Source organism: Streptomyces pluripotens (assembly GCF_000802245.2).
Classification (GTDB): Bacteria; Actinomycetota; Actinomycetes; order Streptomycetales; family Streptomycetaceae; genus Streptomyces; species Streptomyces pluripotens.
Map to the genome: position 1 here is coordinate 3174135 of NZ_CP021080.1, position 16094 is coordinate 3190228.

General features: G+C 67.5%; 9 protein-coding genes, 1 tRNA gene and 3 pseudogenes. 6 read left to right on the top strand and 7 right to left on the bottom strand.

From position 1 onward, the window contains the following. Positions 1 to 363 precede the first annotated feature (363 nt). Complete coding sequence (gene wblA, locus LK06_RS14170; protein ID WP_174673986.1) at positions 364 to 702, bottom strand: transcriptional regulator WblA; 339 nt, start codon at positions 700 to 702, stop codon at positions 364 to 366. Positions 703 to 1310: 608 nt separating this feature from the next. Here wblA and LK06_RS14180 point away from each other — a divergent pair. After that, complete coding sequence (locus LK06_RS14180) at positions 1311 to 3641, top strand: transglycosylase domain-containing protein (protein ID WP_174673873.1); 2331 nt, start codon at positions 1311 to 1313, stop codon at positions 3639 to 3641. Positions 3642 to 3819: 178 nt separating this feature from the next. Here the strand turns inward: LK06_RS14180 and LK06_RS14185 are convergent, their stop codons facing one another. Next, the gene (locus LK06_RS14185) at positions 3820 to 4287 is read right to left on the bottom strand and encodes a GatB/YqeY domain-containing protein (RefSeq protein ID WP_039651261.1); all 468 of its coding nucleotides are present in this window, start codon (positions 4285 to 4287) and stop codon (positions 3820 to 3822) included. 94 nt (positions 4288 to 4381) lie between these two features. On the opposite strand from LK06_RS14185, the gene LK06_RS14190 reads away from it, so the two are divergent. From LK06_RS14190 to LK06_RS34340, 4 genes are all read left to right on the top strand, one after another. Next, entirely contained in the window at positions 4382 to 5308 is a 927-nt protein-coding gene (locus tag LK06_RS14190; RefSeq protein ID WP_043433798.1) for a metallophosphoesterase, read from the top strand. Positions 5309 to 5544: 236 nt separating this feature from the next. After that, positions 5545 to 6303: a Pr6Pr family membrane protein gene (locus LK06_RS14195; protein WP_039651264.1), complete on the top strand. Its 759-nt coding sequence runs from the start codon at positions 5545 to 5547 to the stop codon at positions 6301 to 6303. Between the two features lie 66 nt (positions 6304 to 6369). Next, positions 6370 to 6443: transfer RNA gene (locus LK06_RS14200), tRNA-Pro, on the top strand. A 610-nt stretch (positions 6444 to 7053) separates the two neighbouring features. Continuing rightward, positions 7054 to 7776, top strand: a complete 723-nt coding sequence (locus tag LK06_RS34340; protein WP_234367409.1) for a hypothetical protein — start codon at positions 7054 to 7056, stop codon at positions 7774 to 7776. Between the two features lie 159 nt (positions 7777 to 7935). On the opposite strand, the pseudogene LK06_RS34865 reads toward LK06_RS34340, so the two are convergent. Beyond that, positions 7936 to 8289 (bottom strand): annotated as a pseudogene (locus LK06_RS34865) (ISAs1 family transposase); the annotation flags it as partial. A 100-nt stretch (positions 8290 to 8389) separates the two neighbouring features. Then, positions 8390 to 9007 (bottom strand): annotated as a pseudogene (locus tag LK06_RS34870) (transposase family protein); the annotation flags it as partial. 116 nt (positions 9008 to 9123) lie between these two features. Between LK06_RS34870 and LK06_RS14215 the strand changes: the two are divergent. Beyond that, positions 9124 to 10020: pseudogene (locus LK06_RS14215) on the top strand (ISAs1 family transposase); the annotation flags it as partial. Between the two features lie 582 nt (positions 10021 to 10602). Here the strand turns inward: LK06_RS14215 and LK06_RS14220 are convergent. From LK06_RS14220 to LK06_RS14230, 3 genes are read right to left on the bottom strand one after another with little or no spacing between them, the layout of a single operon-like run. Further along, entirely contained in the window at positions 10603 to 11052 is a 450-nt protein-coding gene (locus LK06_RS14220) for a hypothetical protein (protein WP_052319059.1), read from the bottom strand. A gap of 9 nt (positions 11053 to 11061) precedes the next feature. Then, entirely contained in the window at positions 11062 to 15363 is a 4302-nt protein-coding gene (locus LK06_RS14225) for a DUF6531 domain-containing protein (protein ID WP_267894071.1), read from the bottom strand. After that, the gene (locus LK06_RS14230; protein WP_039651266.1) at positions 15353 to 15718 is read right to left on the bottom strand and encodes a hypothetical protein; all 366 of its coding nucleotides are present in this window, start codon (positions 15716 to 15718) and stop codon (positions 15353 to 15355) included. The genes LK06_RS14225 and LK06_RS14230 overlap by 11 nt, the downstream gene beginning before the upstream one ends. Positions 15719 to 16094: the final 376 nt, after the last annotated feature.

The window sequence follows — 16094 nt, forward strand, 5'->3', positions numbered from 1 at the left end:
CGTACGCGGGGAGTCACACACGGCGCGTTCCCCTGCACGGCCCTACGGAACGCAACGCGCAGGCCGTGGGTGGCCCGTGGCTCCCCCGGGCGTTTTCCGCCCGGCCGGCGCTTCCCGTGGCTTGCGGCAGACCGGCGTTCTCCGGCACTCTCCGCGCGACACGCCCGGCTGACGTCTTACGAGGCCTAAACCCTAGGCATCTTCGGAGGCGTGGCCCAGTCGATACCTCCGAGGACGTGCGCCCCGTCGGATTCTCCCCGGGTGTATGCCCGACCGCGCTTCCCGGGGCACTCGGCTGCAGCTTCCGGCAGCGTATGCCGGGTCGGAGCCATGCGTTCGAGGACGCGCCGGAGGGCGATGCCCTCAGCTCACGGCCGCGTAGTGCTCGTACACCTCGTCGTTGTCGAGGGGAACGATCCCCGCGCCTCGCTCATACTCCGAGCGGGCGGTTTCCAGCAACCTGCGCCAAGAGGTCACCGTAGGCCGCCGGCGCAGCAGCGCGCGGCGTTCCCTCTCCGTCATGCCTCCCCACACGCCGAATTCGACGCGGTTGTCCAGCGCATCAGCCAGACACTCAGTGCGCACCGGACATCCCGTGCACACCGCCTTGGCCCTGTTCTGCGCTGCTCCCTGAACGAACAGTTCATCCGGATCAGTAGTGCGACAGGCAGCCTGCGCACTCCAGTCGGTTACCCAGCCCATACCGGCGCCGTCCTCTCCCGAATCGAGGCTCCCCCACGGCGGCAGCGGCATATTCACCGCCGCCAGTTGAGGACGTTACGGAAGGTAGGCACAGCGCAACACCCCCTTCGGGCCCAATCTTGAATGGCCCGAACGGACTATGGGTAAGCGGCAGATCACCCGCGGGAGTGAGCTGGCGACATACACGACTATCCCGGCATTCCGGGGCAGCTGTGGTGCGTCACGCCGGACGCCGAGTGACACGCGAGGCGAATTCGGACACGTCCCTCAGAAAATCGGGGCGCACCCAGAACGTTTCGGGGGTGCCGCACGTACTCCTAGGTGACGGCACGGCTGTGACAGTTGAGAGCAGCTTAGGCCAAGGCCTTCGCGTGTGTCCGGAAAATACGAACGCGAGCGGCGTGCTTTGCCACGCCGTGATGCGGGTCGGCCCCCTCAGCTGGACGTCGACCGGCCCCCCGCCCGATGGACGACCCGGTGCATAACCTCACGCATCATGCGGTACGTCACCTGGTGCGTCACTTGGTACATCACGATCCGGTAGTCGGAACATCCCGAGAGGCGGTCGCTCCATCGGAACGCTCAACAGTACGGATTAGGCTGCCCTCATGCCAAAGAAGCGCTCGGGCGGTGGTCTGTCGACCATGCAGCAGGCCGCCAAGTTCCTCGGTGTCAGTGTGCTCGCCGGAGCCGTGATGGCGGGCCTCGCACTGCCCGCCGCCGGCGCGCTGGGTCTCGCGGCGAAGGGCTCGGTCGAGAGTTTCGACGAGATCCCGGCCAACCTCAAGAGCCCCCAGCTCAGTCAGCGCACAACCATCCTGGACAGCCAGGGGAAGCAGATCGCGACCGTCTACTCCCGCGACCGTACGGTGGTCGACCTCAAGGACATCTCGCCGTACATGCAGAAGGCGATCGTTGCGATCGAGGACTCGCGCTTCTACCAGCACGGTGCGGTCGACCTCAAAGGCGTCCTGCGCGCCCTGAACAAGAACGCGCAGGAAGGCGGGGTCACCCAGGGCGCCTCCACCCTCACCCAGCAGCTGGTGAAGAACTACTTCATCGAGGAGGCCGGCGACGACCCGACCAAGGTCGCCCAGGCCACCCAGCAGACCCTCGGCCGCAAGATCCGCGAACTGAAGTACGCGATCCAGATCGAGGACAAGCTCGGCAAGAAGAAGATCCTCGAAAACTACCTGAACATCACGTTCTTCGGCGAGCAGGCCTACGGTGTCGAGGCCGCTTCCCAGCGTTACTTCTCCAAGCACGCCAAGGACCTGAACCTCCAGCAGGCCGCCCTCCTGGCCGGCATCGTGCAGTCCCCGAGCCGCTACGACCCGATCAACGACGAGGCGGAGGCCACCAAGCGGCGCAACGTCGTCCTGCAGCGCATGGCCGAGGTCGGCGACATCTCCCAGAAGGAGGCGGACCAGGCCAAGGAGAAATCGCTCGGACTGCACCCCAGCCGACCCAAGAACGGCTGCATCACCGCGGTCCAGGGAGCCGGTTTCTTCTGCGACTACGTGCGCGAGGTCGTCCTGACCGACCCGGTCTTCGGCAAGACGAAGGCAGCCCGGGCGAAGCTGTGGAACCGGGGCGGGCTGACGATCCGTACGACACTCGACCCGCAGGCACAGCAGTCCGTGCAGGCATCCATCAAGGACCACGTCTACAAGGGCGACGACGTGGCGACCGCCGCGACCATCGTCGAACCCGGCACGGGCAGGATCCTCGCCATGGGGCAGTCCCGGCCGTACGGCATGAACGCCTCCGAACACGAGACGACGCTCAACCTGTCCGTGAACCAGGACATGGGCGGCGGCGTCGGCTACCAACCCGGTTCGACGTTCAAGCCGATCGTCGCGGCGGCCGCCATCGAGGGCGGCAAACCCGCGACGCAGGAGTACTCGTCGCCGTACCAGATGATGTACCCGACGCCCGTGGCCGCGTGTGACGGCAAGATCTGGCGCGACGATCCGAAGAAGCCCTCCCCCCTCAAGAACGAGAACGCGTCGGAACACGGCCCGTACAGCATGAAGGAGGCGACCGCCAAGTCGGTCAACACCTACTACGTGCAGTTGATCAGCGACATCGGCATCTGCCCGGTCATCAAGATGGCCAAGAAGATGGGCGTGGAGCGCGCGGACGGCAACGCGATCAAGCAGGCCCCCTCCATCGCGCTCGGCACGCAGGAGATGTCCCCGCTGACCATGGCCAACGCGTACGCCACCTTCGCCACGCGCGGGATGTACTGCACGCCGGTCGCCATCGAGTCGGTCACCCGGAAGACCGGCAGCAAGCAGACGTCCCTGCCGGTGCCGAAGTCGACCTGCTCACGCGCGATGTCGGAGAAGACCGCCGACACGGTCACCACGCTCCTCAAGGGCGTGGTCGAGGACGGTACGGGTCAGCGGGCCGGCCTCGGCAGCCGCCCGAGCGCCGGCAAGACGGGCACCACGGACGAGCGCTTCGCGGCCTGGTTCGTCGGCTACACCCCGAACATGGCGGGCGCAGTCTGGGTCGGCGACCCGGCCCACCACCGAAAGATGATCGACATCACCATCGGCGGCATTTCGCACGCGAAGGTGTTCGGCGGTGAGGTCCCGGGTCCGATCTGGCGCGACATGATGTCCGGCGCCTTGGAGAGCAAGCCCGTCGAGGACTTCCACCTGGTCGACATCCCCGACGGCAACGCCAGCGGGAACGGCCAGGGAAGAGGCCACGGGAAGAGGGACGACGGGCACAACGGCGACACCACCGGCCGGCTGATCGGCGGACTGATCGGCGGCCCGGCTGACGGAGGCACGACCGGCGGCGGCACCGCAGGAGGCACCACCGGCGGCACGGCACCGGCGCCGACGTTCTCCTTCCCCGGGAACCTCATCCAGGGCCAGAGCAACGGCGGCGGCAACGGGAACGGCTTCGGAGGTCGACGGGGCTAGGCCCGAGGTCCGTCCCGGGACCTCGGACCCGGCGAGTACGGCTGCGGGGCCGCACCCTTCAGGGGTGCGGCCCCGCAGCCGTACTCGGCCGTCGCCACTGCCGCTGGGGGCGCCGTCGTGTGCCGTCAGCGTCGCGCTGTTGGCGCCACCGCGTCGCCGTGCCCGTCTTCGCCGTCGCTCAGCCCTGAAGCAGCTTCTTCACCGCCGCGGCGACGCGACCGCCCTCGGCCTGGCCGGCCACCTTCGGATTCACGATCTTCATGACGGCGCCCATGGCACGCGGCCCCTCCGCACCGGCCGCCTTCGCCTCTTCCACCGCCTGGGCCACGATCGCGTTCAGCTCATCATCGGAAAGCTGCTTGGGCAGGTACGCGGCGAGCACCTCGCCTTCCGCCTTCTCCCGCTCGGCCTGTTCGCCACGTCCGCCCTGAGCGAAGGCGTCCGCGGCCTCGCGGCGCTTCTTCGCTTCACGAGTGATCACCTTGAGAACCTCGTCGTCGGAGAGCTCCCGCTTCTCCTTGCCCGCGACCTCCTCCTTGGTGATCGCGGCGAGCGTCAACCGGAGCGTCGAGGAGCGGAGCTCGTCGCGCTCCTTGATCGCGGCATTGAGGTCGTCCTGCAGCTTCGACTTGAGCGTGGTGGTCATGGCGTCGATTGTCGCAGGTGTACTGGTCCGTACGCCTGTCGTTTTGGACGGCGGCCGGTCTCCGCGGTGATCCCCGGTCTGACACGATGGACACATGCGCGCGCGATACGGAGTACCCCTGGGAATCATGGCGGCTGGCGCCGCCGGGCTGGCGTACGCGGCGGGCTTCGAGGCCCGCTCCTTCCGCCTCCGACGGGTGACGGTCCCGGTCCTCCCCCCGGGCGTGCGCCCGCTGCGGGTACTCCAGGTGTCCGACATCCACATGGTGAGCGGTCAGCGCAAGAAGCAACGCTGGCTGCAGGCGCTGGCCGGCCTGCGCCCGGACTTCGTGATCAACACGGGCGACAACCTGTCCGACCCGCAGGGTGTCCCAGAGGTCCTGGACGCGCTGGGACCCCTGATGCAGTTCCCGGGCGCGTACGTCTTCGGTTCCAACGACTACTACGGCCCCAGACTCCGCAACCCCGCCCGCTACCTGCTGGAGAGGACGAGCGGCCGCCACGGTCTGAACGGCAACCCGCCGGTGGTGGGCGCGGTCCACAACCCCTGGGAGGACCTCCGGGACGCCTTCGATGCAGCGGGCTGGCTGAACCTGACGAACACCCGGGGCACACTGAAAGTGGAGGGTGCGTCGATCGAGCTGACCGGCCTGGACGACCCCCACATCAAACGTGACCGCTACACCCGGGTGGCCGGGGGCCCGTCGGGGGCACACGACTTCTCGATGGGCGTCGTCCACGCTCCCTACCTGCGCGCGCTGGATGCCTTCACCGCGGACGGCTACCCACTGGTCCTGGCCGGCCACACCCACGGCGGCCAGGTGTGCATCCCCTTCTACGGCGCCCTGGTCACCAACTGCGACCTGGACACGGACCGGGTGAAGGGCCTGTCCACCCACTCGGCAGAGGGCAACACGTCCTACCTCCACGTCTCGGCAGGCTGTGGCACCAGCCGCTACACCCCCGTCCGCTTCGCCTGCCCCCCGGAAGCGACGCTGCTGACGTTGACCGGGAGCGAGTAGCCGGGCGGGCGGAACCCCGCCCCACGCGGCCGCACGACGATCCGAGGCCACACAACGGCACGAAGCCGCACGGTACGAAGCCGCACGGTACGAAGCTTCACCCCACGACCCCCTCACGGTGCGACGCGGCTCGACGCGGGTGCGATGCTTCACGGTGCGAAACCCCACCGTACGGACGTAACCCACCCGGACCAGTCCACATGGCTCCGCTCCTCCGCCGCTCCTAGCGTGAGGACATGATCGCCCCGATACCCAGGGACATCCCGGACCTGCCCGCGGTCCCGGGCCCGCCCCTGCTGCTGCCCGCCCCGGTGCCGGCCACAGCGGTGGTGGCCCCGGCCCGCCGCCCCCCGACAGCGGTGTTCCGCCTACTGACCGCCGTGGTGGCAGCCGCCGGCGTCGCCCTGCAGTTCCTGCTCGGCACCCCGGCACGCACCCTGAGCTACTTCAGCATCCAAACCAACGCACTGCTGGCCCTGGTCATGTTCCTCTCTGCGGCCAGAGCCTGGAGAGCCCGCCGCCCGCTCCCGTCCGCCATAACGGGTGCCGCCCTGCTTTACGCCCTGATCACCGCGCTGGCCTATCACCTTCTCCTGGGCCACGCGTCGCCCCCGTTCTCCATGACGGCCGCGACGACACCCCCGGAACGCTGGCACGCCCAGTGGGTAGCCCTCCAACTCCTCCACACGCTGGCCCCCGCACTGGCCCTACTGGACTGGCTGTTCCTCACCCCCGCGACCCGCCTGCACCTCCGCCAGGCCGTGACCTGGCTCTTCTACCCCCTGGCCTATCTGGCCTTCTCCCTGGCCCGAGCAGCTTTCCTCCCGCCCTCCGCCCCTTCCCGCTACCTCTATCCCTTCCTCGACGTGGACGCCCACGGCTACCGCAGCACCCTGGCCAACGCCCTCCTCCTGGGCCTTGCGATCTACGCCCTGGCAGTTCTGCTCGTGACCCTGGACCACGTCCGCCCGACCCCGGTACGCCACCGCGTCTGAACCGGATTTCGTCTCCAGCCACCGGTGGGCTAAAGTAAACGTCGTCGCCGCAACGAGCAGCGACATCGGGGTGTAGCGCAGCTTGGCAGCGCGCTTCGTTCGGGACGAAGAGGTCGTGGGTTCAAATCCCGCCACCCCGACAGGGAAACACCAGGTCAGGCCCGGTGCTGAGAGATCAGCACCGGGCCTGGTTTGCTTTGTCGCCCCGTTTTGGGAGCCGTTTGGGAGCCGACTTCCAGAAACCGGCTCCCGGCGGCTCTCAGCGAGCGGCCGTTCGCCGTCCGGCCCGCTCTTTGCCGCTCACGCTGGGAAAGGGTCATCCCTACAGTTGTGCGAGGCCGATCACAGGCGGTACGACGATCGCCATGCACCGATGGTCTCCGTTGAATGACCGGCAGCTCGCACTCCTCACCCGCATCGGGGACGGAGCCGACCCCGTCACGTCGGACAGCCCGGAGTTCGCTCTCACCGCCCGCGCGCTCAAGGAGCGGCGTCTGATCACCATGCCCAAGCAGGATGGGAAGTGGCAGGCGGAGATCACTGACGCAGGGCGCTTCTACCTGGAACACGGTCATCACCCGGACCGGCCGGAACCGGCGCCGCGCAAGCAGCGGTCGGCGGGTTCCGAGCAACGGACACGGCCAGGCCCCTCCTCCGCAGAAGCAAGAAACAGCTCCGTCCACGACGAAGCCGGCGCCGCAACGCGCCGCCAAGCCCCCGCAGGCGTCGCCGGCGGAAATCGGAGCCGCCTTGATCGCGGAAGTGCAGCAGGCTGGGCGGTTCCTCCGGATCCCGAACCCCAGCGACCAGGAGCGAGCCCGCTATCGCAGGGCCTTCGACGCAGCCCGGCAGTGTGCGCCCGAGGGGTACCACCTGAAGTACAGCGGCCGGGCGAAGGGGGACTTCTTCCTCGGTCTGCTCAGGGTGTCGGGTGAGGACGACACCGAGTGGAACCGGATCCGGCTGGCGCGCAGCCGGGTGATCAGCGATGTCGAGGACGTGGTCGCCGCTGTCACGGCGGACCACAGCGCCTTCGAGATCTCGGAGGAGGTCCTTCCGCGAGTCCTCTCGCTGCTCCGGCTCCTCGCCGAGCAGGCAGTCGGCCGCCACGGCGAGATCACTGTGTCCAAGAAGCGCAAGCAGCCCAGGCCCCTGCTCACCGTTCACGGCAGGACGTACGAGGTCGGCTTCCGCGAGCGGCAGAGGCAGGTCCGGTACGTGCCCAAGCAGCCGGGCCGACGTACGTACGACTGGCAGCGGGTGACGCCGGGCGTCATCGCCTTGCAGGAACCGGACGTGGATCCAGTCAGACCTGCCACGACCGCCCACCCGAACGATCTCCACCTGCCTGACAGGGCCGCCCAGCTCCTTCGGCCTCGCTCGGTATGCCCAGTGCTCGCCAATCTCCATATACCTATTGAGCCAGGTCCGTTGGCAGGGCTTCGGCGTAGTCGCATGACGTCCGGTTCGTGATCATCCGAGGCCGAGGAGTGCGAGGGGGCGGCGGGGGTCGCGGGCGTTGCGGCGGAGGCCAGCCGCGATGTTCTTCACTCCGGCCGTGCGGAGGGCTCCGATGGCGAGGTTGCGCCAGGTGGCCATCGCGCGGGGAGCGTTGCCGGTCCGCAGCTGGGAGGCGTCCTCGGCGAAGGTGGTGTCGCGGACATGGTGCAGGGCCTCGATCATCCAGTGGTCGCGGACGAGTTCGGCGAGCTGGGCCGAGGTGGCCTGCTCGGCGGTGAGGCTGGTAACGGCATAGACCGTCTTGACGGTGGTCTTGCCGGTCTTGCGCTCGGTGCGCCGGCGCTTGATCTGGACAGCCTGGCGGGCTCCGGGAAAGAGGAGGCTGTTCACGGTGGCGACCTTGATCCGGCGAATCTCCGAGCGGCCGTGGCCGATGCCCCGGGTGCGACCCTGAAGCGGGATATCCTTCCAGGGAAGGGACTGGAGCTGTCGGCGCAGCTTCTTCTGGTTGCCCTTGACGATCACGATGTAGTGGGCGTCCCGGCGGAGGAGGTAGTCGGCGTGCGTCGCGCTGGGTGTGCATCGCGTCGCTGGTGACGACGGTTCCTGCCAGGTCGGCGACGGTTTCCAGCAGTGGCTGGAAGCAGGTGATCTCGTTCGTCTTCTCGCCGACGTCCAGCTGGGCCAGGACCAGGCCGGTGGTGTGCTCCAGTGCGGCGAGCAGGTGGATCTTGCGGCCCTTAGCCTTGGCCGCGCCGCGCAGGCTTTTGCCGTCCACTGCGAGGCCGCGCAGCCCAGTCGCCTTCGGGCGTCGGTCGGCGAGCCAGCGTCCGACCGCCCCGTCCAGCGCGTCGCCGTCGATGCGGGCCAGTAGCCGCCGGACCGTCGTTTCCGCAGGCAGGAACCGCTTCGGGAACAGTGGATCGAGGCGCATGCCGAGGCGTTCCAGGACGTGCGGCGGGGCGTCGGCGATCCACTCGCTGACTGCCAGAACAGAGGTCGCACCCGCCAGAACCGCGCACGCGGTCAGCGCGAGCACGGCAACCAGAGCGTGCCGGACGCCGCGGGGGTCTCGCGGGTCGGGCACCTGGGCCCAGGGCTTCGGCGTAGTCGGACGGGGTCCGGTTCGTGACGAAAAGTCAGATACAGCGAGGTGGTAGGCGAAGCAGGCACGGCTTCCAAGATCATGGAGTTCTCGACGCCCCGTGATCCCGATGGAAGACCGTGCCTGCCGACGCATCATCCCCGATCCCTGCCGCTCTTGACCAACTCCGCGCCCACCGCGCGCCCGCCTCGGCAGAAGTGCCGGGGCTACTGGAGCGCCTGACCGACGTCCCTGACCCCCGTGATCCACGCGGAGTGCGCCACGCTCTGGCCGTCGTGCTCACACTGACGGCCTGTGCGGTCCTGGCCGGAGCGACCTCGCTGCTGGCGGTCGGCGAGTGGATCGCCGACGCCCCCGATGCTGTGCTTGAGCAGCTCGGCATCCGCCCTGACCCGGTGATGCCGCAGCGCAGCCGGCCGGCCGAAACCACCGTGCGCCGCCTGCTCGCCCGGATCGATGCCGACGCGCTGGACGTCGCGGTCGGGCGCTGGCTCGCCGACCGGCGAACCCGCCCGAGCAAGCCCACCGCTCTGCAGGGACTGGCCGTGGACGGCAAGAGCCTGCGTGGCGCGGCCCGCGCCGACGGCCGCAAGATCCACCTGCTGGCCGCGCTCGACCACACCTCCGGCCTGGTCCTGGCCCAGCTGGACGTCGGCGAGAAGACGAACGAAATCACCTGCTTCCAGCCGCTGTTGGAGACGGTGGCCGACCTCGCCGGAGCCGTCGTGACCACCGACGCGCTCCACACCCAACGTGACCACGCCACCTATCTGCTCGGACGCGGCGCCCACTACATCGTCATCGTCAAGGGCAACGCGAAGAAGCTCCGTGCGCAGCTCAAGGCCCTGCCCTGGAAGGACATCCCGCTCCAGGGAAGAGTCAAGGGCGTCGGCCACGGCCGCAGCGAGATCCGCAGGATCAAGGCCGCCACCGTGAACAATCTGCTCTTCCCCGGCGCCCGCCAGGCCATCCAGCTCAAGCGGCGGCGCACCGACCGCAGGACCGGCAAGACCACCATCAAGACCGTGTACGCCGTCACCAGCTTGAGCGCCGAGCAGGCCGCCCCGACTCAGCTCGCCGCCTTGATCAAGGACCACTGGAAGATCGAAGCCCTGCACCACACGCGAGACGTGACCTTCGCTGAGGACGCCTCCCAACTGCGGACCGGCAACGCACCCCGGGCGATGGCGACCTGGCGCAACCTCGCCATCGGCGCCCACAAACTCAACGGCGCCACCAACATCGCCGCCGGACTGCGGCGGACCGCCCGCGACCCGCACCGCCCCCTCACCCTCCTCGGACTCGCATGATCACAAAACAGACGCCGTCCGACTTCACCGAAGCCCTGGGTCCGTTGGCCCCGTTACGGGGCAATCGTCGTAACTGCTGGAGTGAGACGACCGCGCCGAGTTGACGGCCTTGCGGGATATCGAGGTTAAGGCTGTTCCCTCCGGCAGTGGTCGCCGGAGGGAACAGCAACTCTGCTTGTTACGACTTGGCGGGCACACGCGACACCCCGCGTGCCCGCAGGAGACCACTCAGTACGCGCACCGGTGACGGGGCACTCATGGCCGTGTCGAGCCACAGACGTCCCCCAGCGCTCCGTCTGCGATGAAGTCCTCTGCCTGGTATGCCGTTCGGCCTCATGCTGCCGCACCATCACAGGAATCACTTCGAAAGTGAACTGGCCCCCGCCAACTCTGGGCGGGCGCCCCAGGCTCCTGTCGGCAGCTTCAGCTCGTGAGCCGCGTCAAGGCATCGTCGTACCCCAGGGCGTTCTCAGGAAGCAGCTCTTTCATCCTCGTGAAGAATTCTATGCCGGACCGACGCAAGGCTTCCACGAGTTCACGTTCCCCGACGGAAACCGTCCGCTTGACGTCATCATAGGTGAGTGACACGAGGACGAGTCCACCACCCAGGCGCTTGAACGACAAGCGGATCGGCTGATCCGGGAAGTAGGTCGACGCCTCGCCCTCGTTCGCGAGTTTCAGGACCATATCGCCGATATAGGCCCAGAGTTCGTCGACATAGTCCCAGAGCTCCCGGTCCAGGATCCGTACGCCGTTGATGGTCATCTCGATAGCTCCCTCGACATACGAAGGATCCGCAGGAGGAGAGCCTGCCTCCGCCACGTCGACGAACGATCCCGACTTGGTGCGCAGGTAGGACTTGATGTCGATCATATAGCCAGCCTACTTGTCGAGGGTTCCGGGATAAAATTGACCGATGCGGCCATTCTTGATGCCGAGGACGTAGTCCACGCCGTTCACTCGACCCTCGATCTGATACATGCCCATCGGACCGCGCGAGACGAGTTTGTCCCGGTTTTGCTTCAGCGTCTCCGTGATGGCATCTTGCACATCCTGGACTGACATTTTCCCGTCGAGGAACGACTGCTTTGCTTTGACGGACCCGTCCCAGTATTCCGGGTGATGCCTTTCCAAGACATGTGCCATGCCCTTCTTGTCGAGCACGAACTCATTGCTACCGAACTGGTATTTCCGGCTCTGCCAGCTCTTGAGCGCGTTCTCAACCTTGCACGTGAACAAGCCCAGCGGATCGGACTCACTCCCCGGGTTGCCGACATAGGCGTGAGGGTTGGGGCCAGGCAGGAGGCCCATTGGGTCCGATGTGAGGTATCCGCCCGTTTCGGGGTCGTAGTAACGCAACAGGTTGTAGTCGAGGCCCGTCTCGTCGTCGGCGTACTGCCCCGGGAACCGAAGCCGGCAGTCCACAGCTGCCTCGGAGTCCGCGGCTGAGGGGAACCTGGTGCCCCAGAGTGTGGTGCGAGACTGCCACGCAAGTTCGGCGGAGAGGGAGACCAGTTCCATGGGCGTGCCGACGGCGTCCGTGATCACGGCGTGGAAACGGGGCCTCATGTCAAGGCTGCTCTCCTCGGCCAGTCGGGCGAGGAAGGAAGTCTCGGCCGACGACGCCCGCCGGTCGGTCTGCGCGACTGGGCGATGGGTCCCTGGCTCATAGTCCCAGGTGGTGATCCTGCCGTCCGTATCGATCTGTTCCGCAAGGCGCGTGTCGTCCCACGAGAAGTCGATGCGATCCGCTGCTGAGCCGTCCTCGCCGACACGATGTTTGGAGATGCGCCGACCCATCGGGTCATAGCGGTAGAGCCAGTGGTCACCGTCAGGTGTGACAACCTCTTTCAGCCGGTCCTCTGCATCCCACGCATACGTCCAGAGGCGCTTCTGCCCGTTGAGTAGCCCGCGCGTCCGGCAGACCAGGCGCCCCTGTGCGTCGTACTCGAACGTCGTGCGTCCCGCCTGGCGGACGAGTGTGCCCTCGAACTTGCGCCCGCCTTCTGAGGCGTGGCCAGGGGCCGACGCTTGGAGCAGGTTGCCGGCCGCGTCGTAAGCATAGGTTTCGGTCCATCCGTGTGCCCGTACCCCCGTGACCCGCCCCATGGCGTCCAGATCGCAGCGACGCGTACCGGAAGTCAGTTCGCGGATCTCCGTGAGATGTCCGTCGGCCCGGTAGGCGTACGTACGGTGCTGGAGCAGGTGCTCCGGCCCCGCACCTGTCAGAGTCGAGACCAATGACTGGTCACTCAACCGCCCCGTCGGGCTCCAGCTCTGGGTCAGCCTCACCGCCTCACCCAACCGTCGCTCGGTCTCACGCCCCGCCTCGTCGTAGGTGAAAGCGACCGAGCCCGCCTCCGAACGCAGCACTATTGGGCGTCCAGCCGCGTCGTACGCCCATTCCGATGCCAGACCGGAGGGTGTCACGCGGCGAGTACGACGACCGGCGGCGTCGTACTCAAAGATCGACGTCCGACCGTTGACTGTTTCCGACAGGATTCGCCCCAGGGCGTCCCGCTCGAACGCCACGTCGGCATCCGCATTGACCGCGCGCCGGAGCCCCCCGTCCAGCCCGTATTCGTACGTCGTGATCTCGCCGGCGTCGTCTTGCCGAGTCATGACCCGGCCGCACGCGTCCAGCGTGAAACGCATGACCTCGCCGGTGCCGTTGGTCCGGGCGATCAGTTCTCCCGCAGCGTTGTGCGCGTACGTCAGCGTGCGCCCGTTGAAGTCCGTCTCCGCGATCAGCCGGCCAGCCTCGTCGTAGATGTACGACCAGGTCCGCCCATCTGGGTTGGTGACCCCGGTCAGGCGCAGTTCAGTGTCGTAGGTGAATGCATACCGGGTGCCGTCCGGGTCAGTGCGGGTAGCCGGGAGGTCGAAGGGCGCGGCTGTGTGGTGAGTGGTGTTGCCCGCTGGATCGGTGTGGGTGACGAGGTTACCCTCGGCGTCCCATGTCCAGGACTCAAGGGTGGCGTCGGCCAGTTCACGCCACGACGGCTTGCCCTCCGTGGTCCAGCCCAGGCGGGTGGCGTGGCCAAGAGGGTCGGTCACCTCGATGACTCGACCGAAGGGATCGCGCCGGATTGTCGTCGTATGGCCTAGTTCGTCTGTCACAGCGATGGGCAGGCCCGCAGCGTCATACGCCACGGTGCGGGTGTGGCCCAGAGCGTTGGTGATCGCCGTCGGACGACCCTTGTCATCCAGGGCGTATCGTGTCTCAGCCCCGAGCGGGTCGACTGTCTGCAGCAGGTTTCCCCGCTCGTCATAGGTGTGCTGCCAGACAGCGCCGCCCGGTTCGATCACCTCAGTCGGTAGACCGAGCGCGTTGTAGGTGGCCCGGGCCACCGTGCCATCGGGATGCGCGAGTTCAACCAGGTTTCCGGCGCGGTCGTAGGCGTAGCCGGTGCTGCGGCCGACGGGATCTGTCACTGTCAGCGGCTTGTCGCCGTACTCGTCCCACTCCGTGCGGGTGACATGTCCGAGCGGATCCGTCTCTTCCACCACCCGGCCCTCGGTGTTGTACCGGTGGACCGAGACATGACCCTGCGAGTCCGTGTACGTCGTCGTGCGGGCGGTGTCGTCGTAGGTCAGGGTGCCGGCGAGAATGCCGTCGACGCCCTCGGTGCGGACTACCCGGCCGTGCTCGTCATAGACGTAACCGAACCAGGTTCCGTTCCGGTCGGTCCAGCGGGTAACCCGCCCCTCGGTGTCGTAGGTGAAGCGGAAAGGCTCACCGCTGGAGTTGATGACCTCGGTCAGGTTGCCGGAACCGTCGTAGCTGTAGCGCATCACCACGGTGCCCGCGTCGGTCGCGGTACCCGGGCGGTACCGCGACGGAGTTTCGTCCAGGAGGCGCAGGCCGGTGATGCGTGGGCCCTGGGTGTCGACCACGACGTAGTACCCGCCGGAGTGGCGGATGCCGAACGGGATTCCCTCGGCGTCGCGTTCGACCTCGATGCGGTTGCCGTTGCGGTCACTCCAGGAGTCCAGCGCCAGGTGGAACACGCCGAAGGTGGGCGAGGGAACCGGTGCGGCGAAGGTCCGGGTCACGCCCGTCGACGGGTCCGTGACCGTCATCGCGCCGTCCGGCTTGCCGTCCCACTCCAACGGCCAGCGTGGGCCCTTCACCGGCATCGTCGGCACGCCCGGCTCCGGCACCGGATACACCAGGCGCATGCCGTCCGCCGCGGCGAAGACGACGCCCTCGCCGTCGATCTGGAGGCACTCGTCGAGGGTGGAGATCCATGTCGGGCCGAAGCAGACGCCGCCCCGGTAGGAAGAGAGGTGGGTGCGGGTGAACTGAAGAGGCAGACTCCCCGGTAGCGACAGGTCTGTCTGCGTCATCAGCATCGCGCCGGTCGCCACGTCGATCGGCTCGCCCACACACGGCATGTCGTCGGCTTTGCGGGCCGCCGGGCCCAGATCGACCAGGTCGGGGCGGAGCGACGGTGGGCGCAGCAGCGTCGGAGTGTCCGCGAGGCCCCCTTCCATGCTCGCCGTCAGCAGGCCGTCGCCCGCCCCGAGCGCGCCGCCGAAGATCATGCCGTCCTTGGCGGCCTGGTTGACCTCGTCCAGGCTGAAGCCGTGCTGCAGACCGGCTACCATCTGCAGCGGCTGGGCCACGGCAGCGTCGATGGTGACCGACTCGACCCCGCCGAACGCGACGCCGGCGAAGGCGCCTCCGATGATGTCGGCCACCACTGCGGAGACGCCGACGCCTATTGTGGCGCCGAACTCGATGACCGCGTCCGCCGCAGCCGCCGCTGCACCGGAGGCGATGCCTGCGGTGAGCACGGCCAGCGTGATGCCGCCCGCGATCACGACCGCGTCGATGGCTATTCGCGTCCACAGCTTGTTGATCGCGTCGTCGATGGCGCCGGCGAACTTGTCCAAGGCATTGGCCATGTCCCGCGAGGACTTCGCGAGGTCGCTCAGCCAGCCGCCGTCCTTGCCCTTGGCGTAGCGGTCCCAGAATTTGTGGAACGCCTCGATCGACTCACCGGTGTTGTTGTGGATGATCCCGGACGCGCTGCGGTGCACCGGGGAGCGGACGTCATCCACCGAGTCGGCGAAGGCACGCCACGCTTTGGCCGCGTCCCGCAGTTTGTCGGGGTCGGCCTCGGGCCACCACAGGCCCATGTCGAGAAGGATGTGGCGGGCTTTGGACTCAACGCTCACCGGCACCGTCGCTCTGCTTGTGGGTCTTTATTTCCGTGAACATGCCAGCGACGAGTTTGTCGTTGTCCACGTGCCCGTCGGCCATGTCGACCATGGCCTCGTGAATGCTCGTCAGCCCGAGCACCAGGATGCCCGCCGCGCTCTCGATCGACTTCTGATGCGGCTTGTAGACGCCGCCGAACTGATTGCCCTGATCGTCATGCCCCCAGGGCTCGCCAAGGCCGTCCAGGGTCTTGATGAGAGTGGTCAGGGCCTTGCCAAGATCGATGGCCCCCTGCTGGAAGGCCGGTGCCGCCGCCTTGATGTCGGCGGTCTTGATGTCCAGCACCTTGCCGGGGACCTTGCCGTCACCCATCGCTGTCGTCTCCCCCCGGTTCGCAACCGCAGCTTCCGACCCTAGGGGAGGCGAGCCAAGAAGAGGTCATATTGAAGGAATGTGCAGGCAATGCGGTGGCGGTGGGTACATCCTTGACGCGGTCGGGTTCGCCATTTTCGGTCAACTTGGGCAACAGCATCCATCCCATGGGATCGTGCCAACGGCCAATGCGTCTCTCCAAGCGGCTCCCCCGAAGGAACGCTCGGTCTGCCCTTCGGGACACGGCCTTCCATCCCCGAGGGAAAGGGACTTGACGGTGCCCCCACAGCCTTCCCTTGTTCCGGCGTCGGCGCCCGAGGTTGCGGGTCGGAATATGGGCGTCAGAGTCGTCGCCCTCGTAGGGGCGGAATCGTCG